At 44.8% G+C, this 20,701-nt stretch carries 13 protein-coding genes; 5 read left to right on the top strand and 8 right to left on the bottom strand.

Annotated elements, in window-relative coordinates:
* Window position 1 precedes the first annotated feature (1 nt).
* The 4 genes from leuC to FX988_RS18115 all read left to right on the top strand — a co-directional run bounded on the left by leuC (window position 2) and on the right by FX988_RS18115 (window position 3,882).
* Window positions 2-1,408, top strand: a complete 1,407-nt coding sequence (leuC, locus tag FX988_RS18130) for a 3-isopropylmalate dehydratase large subunit (protein ID WP_160181493.1) — start codon at window positions 2-4, stop codon at window positions 1,406-1,408.
* Window positions 1,409-1,423: 15 nt separating this feature from the next.
* A complete protein-coding gene (gene leuD / locus FX988_RS18125) occupies window positions 1,424-2,050 on the top strand; it encodes a 3-isopropylmalate dehydratase small subunit (protein ID WP_160181492.1) in 627 nt (208 codons plus the stop codon).
* A 281-nt stretch (window positions 2,051-2,331) separates the two neighbouring features.
* Entirely contained in the window at window positions 2,332-3,351 is a 1,020-nt protein-coding gene (locus tag FX988_RS18120) for a LacI family DNA-binding transcriptional regulator (RefSeq protein ID WP_160181491.1), read from the top strand.
* 66 nt (window positions 3,352-3,417) lie between these two features.
* Complete coding sequence (locus tag FX988_RS18115) at window positions 3,418-3,882, top strand: CreA family protein (RefSeq protein WP_160181490.1); 465 nt, start codon at window positions 3,418-3,420, stop codon at window positions 3,880-3,882.
* Between the two features lie 93 nt (window positions 3,883-3,975).
* Here FX988_RS18115 and FX988_RS18110 read toward each other — a convergent pair whose 3' ends face one another.
* The 8 genes from FX988_RS18110 to FX988_RS18075 form a co-directional block, all read right to left on the bottom strand.
* On the bottom strand, window positions 3,976-6,447 hold the full coding sequence (locus tag FX988_RS18110) for a GH36-type glycosyl hydrolase domain-containing protein (RefSeq protein ID WP_160181489.1): 2,472 nt from the start codon (window positions 6,445-6,447) through the stop codon (window positions 3,976-3,978).
* A gap of 46 nt (window positions 6,448-6,493) precedes the next feature.
* On the bottom strand, window positions 6,494-8,035 hold the full coding sequence (locus FX988_RS18105; RefSeq protein WP_160181488.1) for an MFS transporter: 1,542 nt from the start codon (window positions 8,033-8,035) through the stop codon (window positions 6,494-6,496).
* Between the two features lie 768 nt (window positions 8,036-8,803).
* On the bottom strand, window positions 8,804-10,366 hold the full coding sequence (locus tag FX988_RS18100) for a tryptophan halogenase family protein (protein ID WP_160181487.1): 1,563 nt from the start codon (window positions 10,364-10,366) through the stop codon (window positions 8,804-8,806).
* A gap of 186 nt (window positions 10,367-10,552) precedes the next feature.
* Window positions 10,553-12,037 (bottom strand): tryptophan halogenase family protein, encoded by a 1,485-nt coding sequence (locus tag FX988_RS18095; protein ID WP_160181486.1) that lies wholly within the window; start codon window positions 12,035-12,037, stop codon window positions 10,553-10,555.
* A 119-nt stretch (window positions 12,038-12,156) separates the two neighbouring features.
* Complete coding sequence (locus FX988_RS18090) at window positions 12,157-15,177, bottom strand: TonB-dependent receptor (RefSeq protein ID WP_160181485.1); 3,021 nt, start codon at window positions 15,175-15,177, stop codon at window positions 12,157-12,159.
* Window positions 15,178-16,164: 987 nt separating this feature from the next.
* Window positions 16,165-17,115: a substrate-binding periplasmic protein gene (locus FX988_RS18085; protein WP_160181484.1), complete on the bottom strand. Its 951-nt coding sequence runs from the start codon at window positions 17,113-17,115 to the stop codon at window positions 16,165-16,167.
* Window positions 17,116-17,236: 121 nt separating this feature from the next.
* Window positions 17,237-18,304 (bottom strand): general secretion pathway protein GspB, encoded by a 1,068-nt coding sequence (locus FX988_RS18080; protein WP_160181483.1) that lies wholly within the window; start codon window positions 18,302-18,304, stop codon window positions 17,237-17,239.
* The gene (locus FX988_RS18075) at window positions 18,297-19,208 is read right to left on the bottom strand and encodes an ExeA family protein (protein WP_160181482.1); all 912 of its coding nucleotides are present in this window, start codon (window positions 19,206-19,208) and stop codon (window positions 18,297-18,299) included. The genes FX988_RS18080 and FX988_RS18075 overlap by 8 nt, the downstream gene beginning before the upstream one ends.
* 247 nt (window positions 19,209-19,455) lie before the next feature.
* Here FX988_RS18075 and FX988_RS18070 point away from each other — a divergent pair, with 247 nt between their 5' ends.
* Window positions 19,456-20,673: a multifunctional CCA addition/repair protein gene (locus tag FX988_RS18070; protein WP_160181481.1), complete on the top strand. Its 1,218-nt coding sequence runs from the start codon at window positions 19,456-19,458 to the stop codon at window positions 20,671-20,673.
* The last annotated feature ends 28 nt before the right edge of the window (window positions 20,674-20,701 follow it).

Raw genomic sequence — 20,701 nt, 5'->3', positions numbered from 1 at the left:
GATGAGTACCACCTTATACGACAAGATATTTCAGGCCCATATTGTCGATGAAATCGGCGACGATGCATTATTGTATATCGATCGCCACTTGATCCATGAAGTCACCTCCCCTCAAGCATTTGACGGTTTGGTACAAAAAGGACGTAAAGTACGTCGCCCAGACCTAACATTTGCCACTATGGATCACAGCATTTCTACCCGCTCGTTAGCCATTGATGCTTGCGGCCCAGCAAATAAGCTACAACTACAGACCTTAGCGGATAACTGTGCAGCAAACGGAATTGAACTGTTTCCAGTAGGCCATCAAAAACAAGGTATCGTCCATGTGATGGGCCCTGAGCTAGGTTTAATTAAACCCGGTATGACGGTTGTGTGCGGTGATTCACACACAGCAACCCATGGTGCTTTCGGTGCGTTAGCGTTTGGTATTGGTACGTCGCAAGTTGAGCATGTATTTGCAACTCAAACCCTAAAGCAAAGTAAAGCCAAATGCATGAAAGTAGAAGTCACTGGTGCCCGCCCCTTAGGCGTGACTGCTAAAGATATTATTTTGGCGATTATCGGTAAAATTGGTCATGCAGGCGCGACCGGCTGCGTGATTGAATATTGCGGCGACACCATCGAAGGCTTGAGCATGGAAGAGCGCATGACGGTGTGCAACATGAGCATCGAAGCTGGTGCAAAGGCTGGGCTTATCGCCCCTGACCAAAAGACATTTGAATATCTTGAAGGTCGTGAGTACGCCCCTAAAGGTGCTGACTGGGATGCAGCAGTGGCATACTGGAAAACCCTTAAGTCTGATGCCGATGCTAACTTTGATGTAGTTGTTGAGCTTGCTGCCAAAGACATCGCGCCACAAGTCACTTGGGGGACCAACCCTGGCCAAGTTATCGGTGTTAATCAACCTATTCCAGCGCCAGAAAACTTTAGTGACCCAATCGACCGTGATTCAGCAGTAAAAGCACTGAAATACATGGACCTAAAAGCCGGACAAAAACTCTCTGACTTAACCGTCAATCACGTGTTTATCGGTTCATGTACTAATGGCCGTATTGAGGACATGCGCGCAGCAGCCGAAATTGCCAAGCAAGGTAAAGTTGCCAGTCATGTCACTGCCATTGTAGTACCTGGCTCAGTGACAGTTAAAGCCCAAGCGGAAGCCGAGCAGCTAGATAAAGTGTTTCTTGAAGCAGGATTTGAGTGGCGGTTACCTGGGTGTTCCATGTGCTTGGGTATGAATGACGATATTTTAGGTCAAGGCGATCGCTGTGCTTCTACCAGCAACCGCAATTTTGAGGGTCGTCAAGGCCGCGGAGCTCGTACTCACTTAGTCAGCCCTGCAATGGCAGCTGCAGCAGCATTAGCTGGTCACTTCGCCGACACCCGTGACTTTGTTGGCAACGATTAATTATTAGGAATAACCATGAGCAATCAAACTAACCCAGCAACGACTGGCATCAGCGTTCATACCGGCCATGTGGTGCCATTGAATCAAGCGAATGTGGATACCGATCAAATCATTCCTAAACAATTTTTAACGTCGGTAACCAAAAGCGGTTATGGAAAACATCTATTTCATGATTGGCGTTATTTAGATTTGCATGAACAAGAACCGAACCCTGATTTTGTGCTGAACAAACCTGAGCATCAAGGTGCTAGTATTTTACTTACCCGTGAAAACTTTGGTTGTGGCTCAAGCCGGGAACATGCGCCTTGGTCCCTTGACGATTATGGTTTCAAAGTGGTCATCGCCACCAGCTTTGCTGATATTTTTTACGGTAACTGCATCAACAATAGCCTGTTACCCGTTAAACTCGAAAGCACAGAAATAGATGCACTTTTCGAGGCCGTAGCGCAAGATCCGGCCTGTCAGGTCATCGTCGATTTACCTCAACAAGAAGTACGTTTTAATGACCAGGTCATTGCCTTTGATATCGCTGTACATCATAAGAACAACCTGATCAAGGGACTCGATGCCATAGGCCAAACGCTTGAACTTGATAGTAAAATAAAAGCGTTTGAAGAAAAGCAACCTGCTTGGAAATATTAGTTAACTCATCATTTAAGTTTGCTAAGCATTTACCCACAGCATGGCCCAGATTGTTTCAGGGCCATGCTGCCCCTTCCGGTTTTATCATACAAATGAAAAAGCGATCATTCACCTTTATCTCGTTAACAATAAACATTGTATTTATTTCTAACCATCTGAAATAAAAGTATTTTTTAAAACGAGCGATAAATAGCAGCTCTTACCAGCATTGAAAACGTTTACAGTCTTCTTGGCTAACGTTAATCTACCCCTTAATGCTATTTCCCGTAAGAGAGAATTTTTTGGCAAAGTTAGGCATAAAAGACATTGCTGCTATATCCGGTGTCTCACCCGCTACTGTTTCACGTACTTTACGTAATCCAGATATCGTGAGTGAAGAAACCCGTAAAAAGGTTATGAAAGCTGTAGAAGAAGGGGGTTATACGCCCAGCCGTTTTGGGGCCAATTTACGTACCCAAAAAAGCGGTAATATTATTGTGGTCATGCCGGATATCACCAATCAAGTAAACGCGGGGATTATTCGAGCAATTGAAAGCGAAGCACAAAAAGCGGGCTATTCTATTTTGCTTGGTGACACACAAGGTTTAGCTGAGCGAGAAAAGCACTATGCTAATATGGCTCAATCGGGGCAAGCCGATGGAGTACTATTATTTACGTTTCACATGCCCTTTAATCTTAATAAAAACCTGCCCGCAGCCAAACAACTTCCGCCCATTGTGAACTCCTGTGAGTCCATACCTATCGATGGGATCAGCAAAGTCATGATTGATAATACCGCAGGCGCTCGAGTTGCAGTGGAACATCTACTCGGCCTTGGACACAAACGTATTGCTGCGGTTATGGGTCCACGAGATACACCAAGCACTCTTGAACGACTTGCTGGATACCATATGGCTCTGAGCGAGGCTGGTATTGAAGTAGACGAGCAATTAGTTATTCGAGGTGACTACGGCGTAGACTCAGGTATGGGGGCCATGGAGCAATTACTCAAATTAAGACGTAGACCCACTGCCGTGTTTTGCTTCAGTGACGACATGGCTATTGGCGCGATGAGTACATTACAAGAAAACGGCTTTCGTATACCTCAAGACATTTCCATCATGGGGTTTGATGATATTCGTTACGCACGCTTAATGTCCCCCGCCCTGACAACTATTCATCAGCCTTTAGAGGAAATTGGGAAAGCCTGTATTGAGCTGTTATTAGAGCAACTTCACGGTAAAACGGACAAGCCAAGATATGTTGAGCTGCCATTTTCACTTGTCGTACGCCAAAGCACTGGCCCAGTGCCCGTCGATTGATAACAGGATATTTATCACAGCCAGAATCCATTACACTAAAGGAAATATCCCTTTAGTGAGTAAAATATGAAAAAAGTACTATCGGTTTTCGGCAGTCTATTGTTGTTAAGTGCCTGTGATTCAAATGAAGTTGGCGACGTAAGCTTAGGTTTATTTACCACCAAAGACATCAAATTAAATATCCTACAGGATCCACTTATCAGTGGGGTGACATGTCATGTGGCCAGTATCGAAGCAGATCTCAGTTTCTCGGACCCATCCGATAGCGCTATCGCCTGTCGTCAAACGGGTGAAATAACCCCTGATATGATTGCTCAAATTGATAAATCGCCATCGGGTGACGTTGTGTTTAAAAAATCTAAAAGTGTATTCTTTAAGAGCATGAAAATACGCCGTATTTTCGATCCTCGCAGTCAAACGCTAATGTACGTGTCTTATTCAACCAAAGAGACGTCAGGAAGTTTTAAACACAGCCTGTCTACCGTTCCGCTGTGGGGAACCAAGGCTTACAATAGCTACACTGGCTCTTAGGCGCGGCGCCTATGAAAAACGCTCCCACATGCAAACAACCTTGCGGGAGCGATTGAGGAAACGTGTCAAGTCCATGTATCAAGTGCTATCAAACTAACTTTGCACGATTGTCGCCGTTATGTGGTGTTCGCCGCTAAACTGCGCATAATCTATTAAATTACCCGCCACTGCTTTACCATCAATTTCTAATTGCACCTTACCTGCTCCCAAACCATATGGGTTGTTTACTTCAATACAGTAATGCGCTTTTCTAAAACGGCGGCTAACCACAAAACTTGGCCAATGAGCCGGAATACTCGGCGTAATGATCAATCCAGCATAATCAGGTTTAATGCCTAAAATGTACTGAGTTGCAGCGTAGTAACACCAAGCCGCGGTGCCTGTGAGCCATGAATTTTTAGCTTGCCCTGGTGTAGCCGCATCATTGCCGGCAATCATTTGACTATAAACATAGGGCTCTGTTTTATGCTGCTGTTGCATATGCTGCAAGTAAGCTGGTGAGATACTGGCAAAGTATTCCAGTGCTTTCTCACCGCGCCCAAGCATGGCCTCTGCGACCATTATCCACGGGTTGTTATGACAAAATATTCCGGCATTTTCTTTGTAACCAGGTGGGTAAGAAGAGATTTCTCCTAGGTGTTTGTCATACGTGCTAAATGCAGGCTGATTAAGCATGATCCCATGTGGGGTGGCTAAGCGTTGCTCCACTGAGTCAAGCGCTTGTCGCGCTTTGCCGTCCTTAATTCCGATGCCCGCCATAACGCAAAAACCTTGTGATTCAATAAATATTTTACCTTCCTTGTTCTCGTGACTACCGATTTTTTCGCCCTTGGCGTTATACGCTCGTAAAAACCACTGCCCGTCCCAGCCATGAGCGAGCACCGCTTCGCGCATTTTATCGACTTGTTGCTGCGCATTATGCGCTAAATCACGTTTGCCCAGTTGAATGCATAATTGCACAAAATCCTGCCCGTAAAGCACAAATTGCCCTGCGATCATCAAAGACTCCGCCACGTCTGACTTCCCGCGCTGAGTCGTTTGATAGGATTCATTTGGATCTTCAGAAAAGCAATTTAAATTTAGACAATCGTTCCAATCTGCTCGCCCTATCAAGGGTAAACCATGGGGACCAAGATTATTGACTACGTGCTCAAAAGCGCGTCTTAAATGCTCAAAATGGTTAGGCTCTTCTGAAACATCTCCATCAAACCCCACTTTTTCATCTAAGATAGAAAAGTCACCAGTCTCTTTTATGTAATTGACCGTTGATAACACCATCCACATAGGATCGTCGTTGAAGTTGCCACCAATATTTGCATTGCCTTTTTTGGTCAAGGGCTGATATTGATGATACGCCGAGCCATCGCTTTTTTGGGTGGCGCTTAAGTCCAAAATTCGCTCACGGACTTTTTCAGGCACCATATGCGCGAACCCAATGGTATCTTGATTCGAATCCCTAAACCCCATACCACGGCCAATACCAGACTCGTAAAATGACGCACTGCGTGACAAATTAAACGTCACCATGTTCTGATATTGGTTCCAAATATTAAGCGAACGGTTTAACTTAGGATCAGGGCTATTGAGGCGAAAGTTGCCGAGCAGAGTATCCCAATGCGTTGCCAATGCAGTTAGTGCTTTTTGTACATCATACTGACTTTTATAACGATTTATCATTTCTCTCGCAGGGGCTTTATTAATGATACCTGGCGACTGCCATTTATTCTCTTTAGCCACTTCACAGTACCCCAACACAAAAACTAATGTACGCTCCTCTCCTGGCGCGAGTTCCACTTCTAAATGATGGGACGCAATGGGTGACCAACCGTGGGCATGAGAATTTGTCGCCTTGCCCTGCTCGACACTCACGGGATTTTCTACTCCTCTGTAAGGCCCTAAAAAACACTCTCTGTCGGTATCAAAACCGCTGATGGGTTGATTGACTGAATAAAACGCATAGTGGTTTCGACGCTCTCTGAATTCTGTTTTGTGATAAATCACACCATCTTCAACTTCTACTTCACCTGTGGACAAATTACGTTGAAAATTGCTGCCATCATCTTCAGCATTCCACAAACACCATTCAATGTAAGAAAACAGACTGATTTTCCTGTGTCGCTCGCCTGAATTTTTTAGGATTAAACGGTGAACTTCAGCTTTTTCCCCCAAAGGGACAAAGCAAGTTAATTCAGAATCAATTTCTTGATGACTCACTAAGAAACGGCTGTAACCCATACCATGGCGACATTCATATTTTTCTGGCTGTTGCTGTACAGGCCGTCCCGACGCAGACCAAATATGGTCATCGCATTTTAAGTAAAAATATCGGCCAGATGTATCCACCGGAACGCTGTTGTAACGATAACGGGTCAACCGGCGGAATTTAGGATCTTGGTAAAAGCTATAGCCCCCAGCCGTATTTGAAATTAAGCCGTAAAAGCCATCATTCCCTAAATAGTTTATCCACGGCGTTGGGGTAAAAGGTGTAGTGATGACATATTCCTTTTGTTGATCATCAAAATAGCCAAATTCAGTGGTATGTGCATCTATGGTTGACTCGCTCATGGATAAAACTCTCTCTTGGTAAATACGCTGCTCGCGAATAAAAGCGTTATTGATGATGGGATTGAATGGCGCTTCGACGCGCTATTAGCTCGGCATTCATTTGCTGTTGGCGCTTTTCAGTCAAAGGGTAAAACAGCATCAGTAATGCACCTGCAAGCCCAAAAGCAGCAGGTATAAAGCTCATGAGTTGCTGCATACCAGGTAACGAGGCTTCTATCGTCGTTGCATCCATTCCGTCGTACCCGTACCCTGCCAGCACGACAAGTACTAAGGCGCCAGCGAAACCATTACCTGTCTTTTGTACGAAGGTGCCTGCGGAATAGACGAGCCCTGTAGCACGGCGACCATTGCGCCATTCTGAGTAGTCAGCAGCGTCTCCTAGCATGCTAAAGAAAAGGGTAGGCATCATGGCGGCAAAAAATTCCGCTGTACAACCAAGCACAAATATATAGCGAACACTTTCCCCTGGTAGCCAATAAAAACCACAGGTGAGTAAACTACTGAGTAGCAGTGCAACAATAAATAAATTGCGTCGTCCCAATTTGCGGGCTAAGTAGCTAGTACATAGTGCTCCGAATATCGACACCACAAGCAAGGCAATGAAATATTGCCCTGTGAGTAATGAATCCCCCACAAAGTACTTAAAGTAATAGGCAATAACACTGTACTTAATGCCGTTGTACATCATGGTAAGAAATCCCATTCCTAACAAAATTAACCAAGGTTTATTGGTCAGCAAATCAAGCATGTCTAGCTGGGTACCTGATTTATCGCTTTGAGGACGGTTTAACATACGGCGCACTAGCCAAGTCGCTATTGCGAAAACCAAAACAAAGAAAAGCCCACTGATAACGTTGCGGTAATAAAAGAATAGCGTCATGGAAAGCAACGGGAGCAGCACAAACGGAGATTGCTTAGTGAGATCCCATAGCTCGCTACGTAGGCTATTGCGGGTTTGTTTTATGGGAACAACACGTTCTTTGGTGGTGGCCACTGAGGTAACCATAAGTGCCATCAATAATCCGGCGAAAACATACATGGTGTATTGATACCCCTTGGCATCGTTACCACCACCAAACCACGCCACCAATGTAGGCAAAAAGCCCATCACGAACAACCCACCTACAAACGCACCGGCAAAACGAAAGCCCGACAAGCTGGTACGCTCTTTATCATCTTCGGTCATTACCCCCATCAGGGCTGAATAAGGCACGTTGTTAATGGTATACGCCAGCGTTAAGCCGATATACGTTAAATAGGCATACAGCAACTTTCCCGTGTCGCTAAAATTTGGGGTGGTGAAACACAACACCATAAACAACCCTAGAAAGGGAGTTGAGCAAAAAATCCACGGTCGAAACTTCCCCCAAGAGGTATGGGTACGATCCGCAATCATGCCCATAATGATATCAGTCATACCGTCGGTAAGGCGGACGACCAAAAATAAAATGGCGGCGGCTGACGCGGCTAATCCGAAGGTGTCCGTGTAGAAAACAGCAAGGTAGGCTAATGCCCCGCGCCAAACTAAATTAGCGGCAGCATCGCCCATGGCGTACCCCACCTTTTCGTACAGTGATAGCTTATTCATAGGTTACTTGCATGAGTTCAAGCTGCTGATTGTATTGGCGCATGGTTGATATCCCTTTTCCAGTATCGCTTGGCTTCTCGTCACCCATTTTAACCGGCGAATCTCATAGCTAAGCATGTGACGAGTAACAAACATTATCAGCGCGATAGTCAAAGGTCTTTGCAAACACGAAACCACGCTAAATGTTTTTTATAATGTCTAACTTAAATGCAAATGAAAACGTTTTCAATAACTTTGTATATTTTAAAAATTCACACAACAAAATTATGCAATTGCAACCCAAATAAGTAGGAAAAGAAAAGGAAAAGGTAGCAGTGACTTGAGCTTGGCACCGTCACTGTGATGAGTCTGGCTCGTAAACGTGTAACACCCGCGTTAGGACTTCTTTGCCCTTAGGTTAGTCATCAGTGACTTTTGCTCACCATCTAGTACTAATACCAATCATTGATTAACCACTCAGCGAAAACTTTATGGAATTGGTACAAGGGAAGTTGTGCCATTAATCCGCATTAATCAGTGCCCCCTCAGAATGCGTCCAGCGGTTTTTGATTGAGGCATCGCTATGTCGAAAAGGTTGCTCCCTTGCAAATAGAGAGTACCCAGAGCAAAAGCGACTGAGGCATTCCTTACAGGCGAGTTTTAATACCAATTTAATTAAATAATTGCCCTCTTAGAATTCAGTAAGAGAACCACTATTCAATCATGCGCCTTGTTTAAGCCCTTTTAAACGCTCGCTGAGTGGTCACTGATTAACGTGGAATAATGGTATTACACTTTTTGAAAGCCATATTGCACAACATGCTTCAGTAACTGGCGATTGCTTTTCAATCCGCCTTTTAATTTGTACAGGCGCTGCTGGTTCTCTTGTAGGTGCTTAATGGCGCTTTGCGGCGCATCAAACTCTCGGGAAGACACATCATTCAAGGTTTCAAAGCCCATCCCATACAACACGTATTGATAACTTGCTGAAGGGAACATAATTTCATTTTGCACGAAATCATTGCGATTAGGCGGTTGATATCGCCACTGAGTGAGTAAATCATTCAACCTAGGTGAAACAGTGTCAGGTGCCCGCATTTGTTGCCAGTAGGGCTCGGTTCGTTCGCTTAACACATAGTGTAATTTTAAAAACTCGACGATATTTTCCCAATGTAAAAGGAATCGTCGATTAAAGTTATCACGGGTAATTTTCATATGCTCAGCTGTCACCGGAAGGTTTTCAGCAATGGCAGTAGCTGACAACTCAACTAAGGCCAATGCCGAGGCTTCTAATGGCTCCAAAAAACCTGCTGACAAACCAACTGCCACACAGTTTTTATGCCAAAAATGGCTACGATGCCCAGGCTCGAAACTGATCTTACGAGCACTGAGAGATTCAGCTACCTCGACACCAACAGATTGTGCGACATAAGCTTTAAGTACGCGCTCAGTCTGCTGATCGTCTGTGTGCTTACTGGAATAGGTATACCCCACGCCTCGCCTATCCTGTAGGCCAATATCCCACACCCACCCTGCCTCTTGCGCAGTGGAAATAGTGGCCGATGCAATGGGTTCATCAGGTATGGAATAAGGCACATGTAGAGCCATGGCACTGTCATTAAACAAGACTGATTTTTTATCGATAAAAGGGACATTAAAATGTTGCCCCAGCAATAGCGAGCGGGCACCAGAGCAGTCAACGAACAAATCCGCTTTGAGCTCGCCATTTGTACGAGTCTGCAATGCGCTAATATCGCCATTGTCGTGACTCACAACGCCTTCAACGTGATCTTGAATATAGCTAACCCCAAGGTTCTGCACGCAATGCTGTTGTAACATTTGGCTAAACTTGCCAGCATCTAAATGATAACCATAATTGAGTACTCCAGCATATTCAGGAGTAGCATTTTGCTTAGGCGCTAAACCTGCTTGGCATATCTGACTTTGAGCACAAACCACGTCAGCAAAAGCTTGCCCTTGGCCGTGTGTTTTCCAAGCACTGTATTGGTTCGCTTGACCGTAACCATTGGGGATCACAAATGGATGATAGTAAAAGTCATTGTCAGCACCGTTTTTCCAACCGACAAATTTTGAGCCTTGTTTAAAAGCGGCGCCGCAATGTCGAATGAAATCTGTTTCGCTAAGGCCCATTCGCTGAAGCGAATTGCGCATAGATGGCCACGTCCCCTCTCCGACCCCAACAATATTCACATCGGGGGATTCCACAAGGGTAACCTTTATCTTGCTATGTTGGTGGCCGCACTGATGTTCTGCGGCAATGATGCCGGCGGTTAACCAACCAGCACTTCCACCACCAACAATGAGGATATTTTTAATACTGCGATGACTCATTCGTAACTACCAATATTAGAATCAATGTTAAATATCAAACACCTTACGCTCAAGAATAGGTGCATGGCTTCACTCAATACTAACGCAAATGGGTGATTGACTTGCAACAAATGGCTTATGTTTTCTGCTCTTAAGGTTATCGTTATATTTTAGCTATGTAACAGTTATTACGTTGAAGCACGCTGTTTACGCTGACGCGTTACAATAGCGCATGATAAATTGTTGGTGGCTTGGCAACTGCTCCACACGCTGTTCAATAGCACTGCGTAATCCCGCTAAAAAACGCTTGAGTTCGACTTCACTCATTTCGTTGACAATTCTATGATACTGCTTAGGTTCAAGCCCTTGACCTAACATGACTTGGGTCCAAGAATCCACACGGAAAATATCACCGTCATCTAAAAACACCCTGCCAGTCTCCTTAAACAAATGTATTTTATGAGCAAGGGAATCGGGTACTTCCATACTTTGACAATGCCGCCAAAAAGCAGAATCATCACGCTGAGTAACGTTGTAATGCAGTACTATAAAATCGCGAATACTGTGTAATTCGCTGGTTAACTTTTCATTGTATTCATCAATTCCCGACTGGCGCACACCATCAAAGGGGAATAAGCGCATTAGCCGTACGATCCCCGTCATAATTAAGTGAATACTAGTGGACTCCAACGGTTCAACAAAACCACTGGCAAGCCCCAGTGCCACACAGTTTTTATTCCAGCCTTTACGTCTGCGGCCGGTTTTGAATTTAATCACTCTTGGCTCGGTAATCGGCGCGCCATCCAAATTGGCTAACAGTGCTTGTTTCGCCTGTTCGTCACTGGCATATCGACTACAAAACACCATGCCATTCCCGACACGATTTTGCAGTGGAATACGCCACTGCCAACCAAAATCATGAGCGGTCGCACGCGTGTAAGGAAGTGGCTCTGAAGTCGATTGCGTTTGTACAGCAACCGCGCTATCACAAGGTAGCCAGTGTGACCAATCCTCATAGCCAGTATGTAAGGCTTCTTCTATTAACAACCCTTTAAAGCCAGTGCAATCAATGAAAAAGTCTCCCTCCACTTCTTGTCCCGACTCTAGAGTCAATGAACGAATAAAACCATTGTTTTCGTGCTTGTTCACTGCGGCTATTTTACCCTCAATACGCGTTACCCCATCGGCACAAAAGTCCCTCAGAAACTTAGCATAAAGTGTGGCATCTAAATGATATGCGAAATTCATGGGCGAATTAGCCGAAAAGGCGAATTTACCTTGCTTAGATGCTTGCAGTTCATAGCAATAATCACCAAACGGCACCGTGATCCCTAACTCTTTCCCGCGTAACCAAAAATGGTGAAACTCCCCTGCCCAACACTCTTTACCAGTTACCCCAAATGAATGGATGTAACTGTCGTTTTTTTGGCCCCAGTGGCTAAACTCAATCCCCAGTTTGAACGTGCTGTTGGTGGCTCGCATAAACGCTTGCTCATCAATATTGAGTAATTTATGCAGTGTGCGAATGGGTGGGATCGTGGCCTCACCAACCCCGACAGTGCCAATTTCGTCTGACTCAACTAAGATAATGTTCAGGCTTTTACCCAACAACTTCGATAAGGAAGCGGCTGCCATCCAACCGGCTGTTCCTCCACCTGCAATCACCACATTCTTTACTTTTTCACTGTTCAAGATTTACCTCTGCACACAAATGCTAACGCTGGATATTCACCTAATATAGCCAAAAAATAAGCCGCGAGATATCGCGGCTTATATAAGTGCCGATCAACTCGGCCTAGGACACACACACATTAAAACGTATAACGAGCCCCCAGTGCATAGCGAGCACCAAGTTGCTCTAAGTTCCATAGTTGAGCAGAAGTACGGCCATGACGGCGACTATTCTCATCGGTAATGTTGATACCTTCTAGGAAAACCGATAAATCATCATTCACTTGATAGGACACATTAAAATCAATCTGCGAATATGACTCAGTGAAACCAGGCTCATTCACATATTGGCTAGTCGTATCCAAGAATTTGTCACGCCAGTTATACGCGATACGCCCTTGCCAACCGTCTTTTTCATACATGGCCACTATGTTAGCGGTATCACTTAACCCAACCAATGCAAATTGAGTCACAGACGGGTCAGCAGTAATGTCATAGCTCACATCACCATTCACCGTGGTGTAGTTAGCTTGCAGACCAAAGCCCGTGTCACCAAAGAAATGTTGAGCGGCTATCTCAAAACCGTAGATATTCGCACTCTTGTTATTTATTGGCTTGGCATTAATAAAGGTCAATAATGGATCATCTTCATTCGGTAGCACATCATACTGGGCTTCGAATTGCTCTATGGTTAACGAGTCATACGCAATGTTGTTTTCCATGGCCACCACCATATTAAACAAATTGGTATCGGTTAATGGCTGGCCGATACGCTCAAGCTCAGCTGCTGCAGCTTCTGCTCTAGGACCTGCTGTGGCATCGCGTAAGCCAAATACACTCTCTTCGACTTGTTCATTACCAATGAAGTTCTTCACGCGCTTATCATAAAAGCCTAATGACACGTAGCTAGTATCTTCGAAATAGTATTCAACCGATAAATCTACGTTGTCAGACTCCAGCGGCACCAACGCTGGGTTTCCTGAGCTAGCGGTTGCCGTTGCGCCTTGAGTAATTAAGGTCGGGCCACTGGGTGTGCCTACTGATGATGCCGCACTCAAATTATTGTATGTTGGGCGCGCAATCGTTTTACTGTATGACAAGCGAGCTTTCACCCCATCCATCACTTCTATATCAAAGTCGATGCTCGGTAGAACGTGGTCATAATCTGATTCTACTGCGACATCTTGGGTATCTGAACCAAAGCGCACATTAAAGTCGTTGTTGCCTTCCCATGCAATAGCATTCGGTAAGCTGATATTAGCCACAGAGGTCGAGTCTGTGCTTTCGTAACGTACGCCAGCAAGAATGTTGTATGGACGGCCGCCTAGCTCACCCTCTAACTCAAACTCAACGTAACCAGCAAAAATATCTTCTTCGATTGTACGGTTCGTGGCAAATGGGTTATCCGCTGCAAATGCAAAGCCATACTCCTGGGCTGCAAACGCACCGATTTGCGCCAAATCACCAGTAAAGCCTTGGCTGAAAATACCATTGGTGTTGTAGTCATCAAACTCATCGGCAAAACTAAAGGGAGTTAAGTAATCTGCCGGTAATTCACCTGGGTTCTCGATTCCCCAGTTACCCATAGTGCGACGCGTCAATGATTGCAATGACGTACTTTCCATGGAGCGTGATTCAACACCAAAGTTAATACCGCCATCGTCGAATGTATACTCACCGTCTAAGCGGAACTGGGTAATATCAGTACGCTGAGAGTTAAAGTTCATATCAAGAATAGCAGTACCCACATCATCTTGATCAAGTACACCATTACCGTTTAGGTTATCGCGAGCCTCGTCATCAAAGTCCACCGTCATGATCGGGAACTCACCAGAAAAATCAGCCCCCTGCCCACGGTTTACGTTTGCACCTAGTCCTAAATTTGTCCAGGTGCCATAGGGCGCGTCAGGGCGACCTTCAGCCGATGAGTCGTGTACGTCAAAAAACATCACCAAGCTATCGTTTACATGATATTCAACATTGAAACCCACAGATTTATTTTCATTGACTTGATTCAGCTCCTGAAGTGCTAAGCCTAAATCTCTTGGTAGTAAATCACGGCGCTCTTGTTCGATTAATATTGGCGTTTTCACCACTTCATCATCAAAAGTTAACTCAGCGAAATACCCGTCGTCCATCCAGATAGACTGTTCTGCGCGGGCTTCGTATAAGTCCTGTTTTGAATAGGTGTAATCGAGCGTGGCGGTCAAATCTTCGCTTGGGGCATATTGAAACGTTAACTGAGCATTGGTACGTTTGCGTTCACGATCAGCAATTGAGTAACGTAAATCTGCTGGGATGGCAAACAGTTGCCCATCTGCAGGACCATTGTTTACCACCACCGCAGGCCCATTAAAGCCAGGTAAATTAGGATCTGTTTGGTTAGGTGTCTGTGGAATTGAACCTTCATATGGGTTCACACGCCATTCGTTGACAAATGCACCGACAGCAGAACTATCTCGCTCTTGCACACTCGCAGATAAAGACACACCGAAAATACCGTCATCATCAACAAAATTGAAGAAACCTGACACTTCAGGCGTTACGTCGTCACCCACTCGATTGGTGGTATCCATTAACGCTTTTGCACCAACAGAGCCGGAAAAACCGCTTTCTAAGGCATCCAGCGGCCGAGCGGTTCTTATATTCACAGTTGCACCAATACCACCTGTAGCAATGCTCGCACGGCCGGTTTTATATACTTCGACGCCGCGAACACTTTCAGAGGCCAAATTGGCAAAATCGAAAGCACGAGAGTTTGGCGTACCACCACCGCCAGGGATTGCAGCCCCTGGCATAGCGCGACCGTTTAAGGTCACCATATTAAAATCTGGGCCAAAGCCACGAGCTGTAATCTGGCTGCCCTCACCATTACTCCGACTAATAGAAATACCAGTTATACGCTGCAAAGACTCTGCTAGGTTTGTATCGGGAAACTTACCAATATCTTCCGCTGAAATCGCGTCAACTACCCCAGCCGAATCACGCTTGATTCCCATTGACTCCTGAATACTAGAGCGCATGCCTCGAACCTGAATCACTTCTAAGTCGCTGGCGCTTTCTTGAGCAACAGCGGCCACAGGAGTCAGTACAGCACTACCTAAAAGTATCGAAATACTTCTGGTTAACAAAGACTTATTAAATTTCGCGTAGGTGTTCATATTTGTGCGTCCTTTGTGTTTCTATTAGTAGAGATGCTTGAGCGTTATTTGAGAACAAATCAAGCAGTGAGCTATGCCTAAATTAAAACTAGCTCGCTCATTTTCACTATGACGAAGAAACGCATCACTTAAATACATTGCACGGTCATGCATAACTTGCAGCGGGTAGTGCGTAGCATTCTCAGTATGCGATTCGTAAGTTACGTTAAGAGTAATCAAACCCTAAATGTAAACGTTTTCATCATGCTAATTTTATTTTAACAATTCGTCAACATTTTTACTTTTGCTGAGCAACCCACTCCTGATTTGCAACAACAAGCTAATGAAATGTTACAAATACATTAATGCAATAAGTGTTTAAGTAGGTATCACAAAATCGGTGTTTAATATGACGAAATCGGCGCAAAGAAAACACAAAACACACATAAACCCTTATAAACAAGGGGCTTCATGGACATTTATATTGATTAAACCTACAAAAAATAATCAATATAAAAACGCAAAATGTTAATTTTAAATAAAAGAAGTGCCTGAAAAGAACAAGTAGATAGACACCAGCGCAATCATCCGGCGCGTAGTTTTGCGCATTAAACGCCACTCATTTCTTACAGAAACCCGTATTTTTCTAAAAAATAGCCGGTGTGATGCGCCCTTTTAATGAGATATAAACATGAAAATCAATGAAACAGGTGAAAACGAATACAGGAGTAGAACATGGGGTAAACAACCCGAACATACTCAAGCTTCAACGCTCCCTTGGCAAAAAAGAAAGTGATTATTCAACCTATTCCTGGGAAGCGTCATGAATTAAGTAACTTGAGATCTTGCATATTTCAGCAATATAAACGCAATTTCTAGTACAGTGATTGTATCAATGTAAGCGAGATTGAAGCACTTGAGCTTGAAAGAGTAAGTTAGCTACGCCAGTCATGGACAAAGAAAACGTTTTCACGATATTTATCATTTCCTTGCTTAAGAGCAGATCAATTAACGCGAGTCTATTATTTGGGTAAAAATGTGGTCGATCTTGGCTTTCGTGCCATCTTTGCTTAGCTGTTGAAATGCACGATTAAAGTTATCCATCCACTCTCGCGCATTTGGGTACGACTTTGAAATAATGAAATGTACGGAAACCTGCTCAACCTCAGTGGGTAACACTAATAGCTTGTCGCCGATGAGACGCCTATTGGTGACTTCATTCAGTGACACATAACTATTGGTGAGTCCGGCGTCACTCCAGCCTCGCTGCACATGCCCTATGCAACCTGCCCCGTCGACGACTCGGTTAATTTTAAGATTTAAACGGTCAACGATCCCCTCTGTAGAGAACTCGTCTGAATATCCATAGGGAAGACACAAACGTTTACCTGATAACTGTTGTATGTCAGTAATATTGGATACCTTGCTTACATAAAAACGCACAGGAATATAATTAATCGGCACGGAGAAGTAATATTCTTGCTCTCGCTTAGGGGTGCTTACATATGGAAAGGTGCCTAAAAACCGGTGTTCATCAGTCCACATTTTTCCACGGCTCCAAGGCAGAATATGAATATCGACTTCATAGCCCATTTGTTGAAACGTTTGCGTTACCAAGGCTTGAGACCAGCCCCCTTGAGGTAAGCTTGCAGACACAAAAGGATAGTAACCTTGCCCAGTAGCAAGTCGAATGCGAGTGTCGGTTGCCGTAAAAGGGCGAGGTTTGGAGTTTGTTTCATCAGACAGTATTACGCGCGTATTGCCCATTGCAAGAGAAGCGCCCATAGCGAGAGAAGTGCCCACAGCGAGAGAAGTGCCCACAGCGAGAGAATCACGCTCCGCGAATAGATTGTCTGCGTCATCACTGTTTACGCTATTAGCAGCAATAGTACTGCTAAATCCGGCAAAAAAAGCGACCACCAGCAAAACTAATATGTACTGCAGTTCCTTGGCAAGCATGTCTGAGCAATATCCATAGTTGTAAAAGAGAAACTCTGGGTATAGCAGGCATTATGCATAGTAAAAATCGGTTTTACTATGTAATTATGCTTTTAAATTGGTGGTCGGCGCTCTTATATACTTACCACTCACTTAATGCCGACATACTAAACGTTTGCCCTTGATAATTTAGGATCACGTGTTGTGGTTCAATATGCACTATGCGTACTTTTTCGTCGATGACGTCACCTTCGTGTAGGCTTTTTCCATTCACTTTAACCCACCTGTCTTGCGCTGATGAAGCATACATATGGGTTGAAAATACCATGGGGGGCAGTTGAGTTAATACCCAAGCCGGCAGCTGGTCAATACGCGGGGTATCTTCACTTTTGGTTTGCGTTGATTCAAACGGTTGTGCAGGCTCTTTGTCTAATTCGGTAATTGCTTTTTCAAAACGCTTCAATAAGTCAGGGGATATTCTTGGCTCTGGTTCTCGTTCTGGCTCCGCGTGAGATTCAGTCGCTGGCATTGTTTCAGAATTAGTATTTTTACTCTTTCCTGAATCAATCAGCGAAGTACTCAAAGCGCCTTCTTCTTGCTGAGTTTGGCTCACATCTTGATTATTCGAAGCCTGTGGGGAAACCTTCGGAGTTGCGGCATTCACTTGAGTTTCAAGCGCTTTATTTGCAGTAGATTTTTCTTTTTGATGGACTAAACCGTCATCTTCTTCACCTACTTCTGGTAAAGCCACAGGGAGGCTAGTTTCAGGTTCGGACATAGTTAATTTTGTCACTAATCTAGGTGTCAGGGCTGCCCCCCAACCCAGTGCAAAACCCAATAACACCACCAATAAACCTTGTGCTATGGGGGTTGTGTAGTATTGCCAACGTGATGGCAATGCTTGTACGGATGGTAAGAATAAACTGCGATTAAACTGATCAGAAACCGCTGCATCTGCACCATGGGCGCTGACGCGATCACTTTCTAACAACTCTTGGGTTTGCGATTTTTGAATTTTGGGGCGTTCTATTTCAACGGTCTGCGCAGGATCAATTTCTACCTTTTGAACACCCATTTCAGCTAACCCGGTGACCATCTCCATGCTTGTCACCAAACCTGATTTACGAATTTTAATCGGGCCATTTTGCTCAGTGATCTTCACGATCACCATGCCAGGCGTTAATGCGTCGATATTGACTACATTATCCATACCAACTGCCTCCAAAAAATCCTAAGCCAAACGCCATAACAAATAAGCCAACGAGCAGTATCTTACGTTGCTTTCCTCGACGCTGGGCCACCACGTCGGCCCCTAATATTTGCTCTGCGGCGGCGTAAAATATATGGGTATGCACCACAGGCGCTTGCTTTGTAAAGGTAAGGGTTAATGCGCGGTCACAAAGCAAATTAATGACTCTTGGGATCCCACCCGTTACTTGATATACAGCGCCTAAGGCACCTGCACTAAAAACGCTACTGTCCCCACTCGCTACGCCTAAACGATGATGAATGTAGGCCTTAACTTCACTAGAGGTAAGCGGTAGCAAGTGATAGCGCGCGGTGATGCGTTGGGCTAACTGACGTAATTCATTTCGCTTTAACAATTGCTGTAATTCGGGTTGGCCAATTAATACCACTTTAAGTAACTTTTCACGATTCGTTTCAAGGTTGGTTAGTAAACGCAGTTGTTCTAATACTTCCGGTAATAAATGCTGAGCTTCATCCACAATTAAAATGGTATTCAAACCGCTATTGTGGTTACTTACCAACTTATTGAGGATCAAATCGGTAAAGTATTTAAGACTCGCTCGCTCATATTGATAATCAATTTTTAGTTCGTCACAAATTGTGGCAAGCAGCTCAATCGCAGATAAGGTCGGGTTCAATACCATGGCCACTTGAGTATTGTCAGGTAATTGCTGCAATAACTTGCGGGACACCGTGGTTTTACCTGTCCCTACTTCTCCCGTTAACATCACAAAACCACCGCTCTCCCGCAACCCGAAGGTCAGATGGGCCAGCGCTTCTTTGTGTCTTGGGCTCATATATAAGTATGCAGGATTAGGCGCGATGGAAAACGGATTATCTGAAAGTCCGAAATAATTAAGATACATAGCTGCGGTTCTAGTGGCCGATTGTGGAAAAGCGAAAGATAAACTAACGACTTCATGCAAACTTGTCAAAGGTAAGACATATTGTATATCGTCAGAATGACGGGCAGAAGATTGTTGCCCGCACTTTACGCTGACAGACGTTTCATTACGAGTAAGTACAATACCTCAGTACTTTTATGCTTATTCGTCATTTTTGCTCGCCACGTTAATCAGGCATAATAGGGTGATTCTGATAATTAAGGTGTATATGCAAGTATATTTAGTAGGCGGGGCCGTACGTGACAAGCTGCTTGGGCGGCCAGTAAAAGATCAAGATTGGGTTGTCGTTGGGGCAAGCGAAGCAGACATGCTGGCACAAGGCTATCAACAAGTGGGCAAAGACTTCCCTGTATTTTTACACCCCAAAACCCAGCAGGAATATGCGTTAGCTCGCACTGAGCGTAAAACAGGCCAAGGCTATGCTGGCTTTGAATGTGATACCTCCACCAGTGTTACCCTTGAACAAGACTTACTGCGCCGAGATCTCACCGTAAACGCCATGGCGATGGACGATAAGGGCAACATCATAGACCCTTTCAATGGCCAACAAGACCTGCAAAATCGCATATTGCGCCATGTGTCTGATGCGTTTGAAGAAGACCCGCTACGGGTGTTGCGCGTGGCCCGCTTTGCTGCCCGCTACGCCAGTTACGGCTTTACTATTGCCGAAGAAACCAAAACCCTCATGGCTAACATCACGCAATCAGGCGAGCTTAGTCATTTAAGTGCTGAACGTGTTTGGGTCGAAACCGCAAAAAGCCTACTAGAAGACACCCCTCAAGTGTATTTTGAAACCCTGCGAGAATGTGGTGCGCTTAAGGTTTGGTTTCCTGAGCTGGATTGCTTATGGGGCATTCCTAACCCAGCCAAATGGCACCCAGAAATAGACACAGGTATTCACAGCATGATGGTACTCGAACAATCTGTGCGGGTGTCTAATAAGCTCAGCGTGCGTTTTGCCGCTTTAGTACACGACTTAGGCAAAGGGTTAACCCCACCAGAAGAATGGCCATCACACCGCGGGCATGAAAAACTCGGACTTGCGCCCATCAACGCGCTTTCCGAAAGAGTAAAAGTACCCAACGATTGCCGTGATTTGGCACTATTAATGAGTGAGTTCCATAGCCATGTACATCACGCCTTTAAACTAAAGCCCGCGACCATCAATGATTTTCTCGATAAATGCGACGTGTGGCGCAAACCCGAACGCTTCGCCGATTTACTCTTGGCCTGCACCGCCGATGCCAAAGGAAGAACAGGCTTTGAAGAACACGATTACCCTAATGCGGATTATATTTGGCAGGCCTATTTGGTCGCCAAAGAGGTCAACGTGCAAGAAATAGTACAGGCCGGTTACAAGGGTGCAGAAATAAAACAGCAACTCAGGCAAAAACGCATTCATGCTATTGCTGCAAACGTGGCATAATAGTGAGCCGCTTTTGTAGCACCCAAAC

The sequence above is a fragment of the Paraglaciecola mesophila genome, assembly GCF_009906955.1.
In the GTDB taxonomy this organism is placed as follows: domain Bacteria; phylum Pseudomonadota; class Gammaproteobacteria; order Enterobacterales; family Alteromonadaceae; genus Paraglaciecola; species Paraglaciecola mesophila_A.
This window is presented reverse-complemented; position numbering and strand designations above follow the sequence as displayed.

What these genes read in the sequence shown, in the direction of transcription:
- FX988_RS18100 (WP_160181487.1), bottom strand. Translation starts at nt 10,366, where the DNA reads ATGAGTCATCGCAGTATTAAAAATATCCTCATTGTTGGTGGTGGAAGT.
- FX988_RS18075 (WP_160181482.1), bottom strand. Translation starts at nt 19,208, where the DNA reads ATGTATCTTAATTATTTCGGACTTTCAGATAATCCGTTTTCCATCGCG.
- leuC (WP_160181493.1), top strand. Translation starts at nt 2, where the DNA reads ATGAGTACCACCTTATACGACAAGATATTTCAGGCCCATATTGTCGAT.
- FX988_RS18110 (WP_160181489.1), bottom strand. Translation starts at nt 6,447, where the DNA reads ATGAGCGAGTCAACCATAGATGCACATACCACTGAATTTGGCTATTTT.
- FX988_RS18090 (WP_160181485.1), bottom strand. Translation starts at nt 15,177, where the DNA reads ATGAACACCTACGCGAAATTTAATAAGTCTTTGTTAACCAGAAGTATT.
- leuD (WP_160181492.1), top strand. Translation starts at nt 1,424, where the DNA reads ATGAGCAATCAAACTAACCCAGCAACGACTGGCATCAGCGTTCATACC.
- FX988_RS18070 (WP_160181481.1), top strand. Translation starts at nt 19,456, where the DNA reads ATGCAAGTATATTTAGTAGGCGGGGCCGTACGTGACAAGCTGCTTGGG.
- FX988_RS18080 (WP_160181483.1), bottom strand. Translation starts at nt 18,304, where the DNA reads ATGGATAATGTAGTCAATATCGACGCATTAACGCCTGGCATGGTGATC.
- FX988_RS18115 (WP_160181490.1), top strand. Translation starts at nt 3,418, where the DNA reads ATGAAAAAAGTACTATCGGTTTTCGGCAGTCTATTGTTGTTAAGTGCC.
- FX988_RS18105 (WP_160181488.1), bottom strand. Translation starts at nt 8,035, where the DNA reads ATGAATAAGCTATCACTGTACGAAAAGGTGGGGTACGCCATGGGCGAT.
- FX988_RS18085 (WP_160181484.1), bottom strand. Translation starts at nt 17,115, where the DNA reads ATGCTTGCCAAGGAACTGCAGTACATATTAGTTTTGCTGGTGGTCGCT.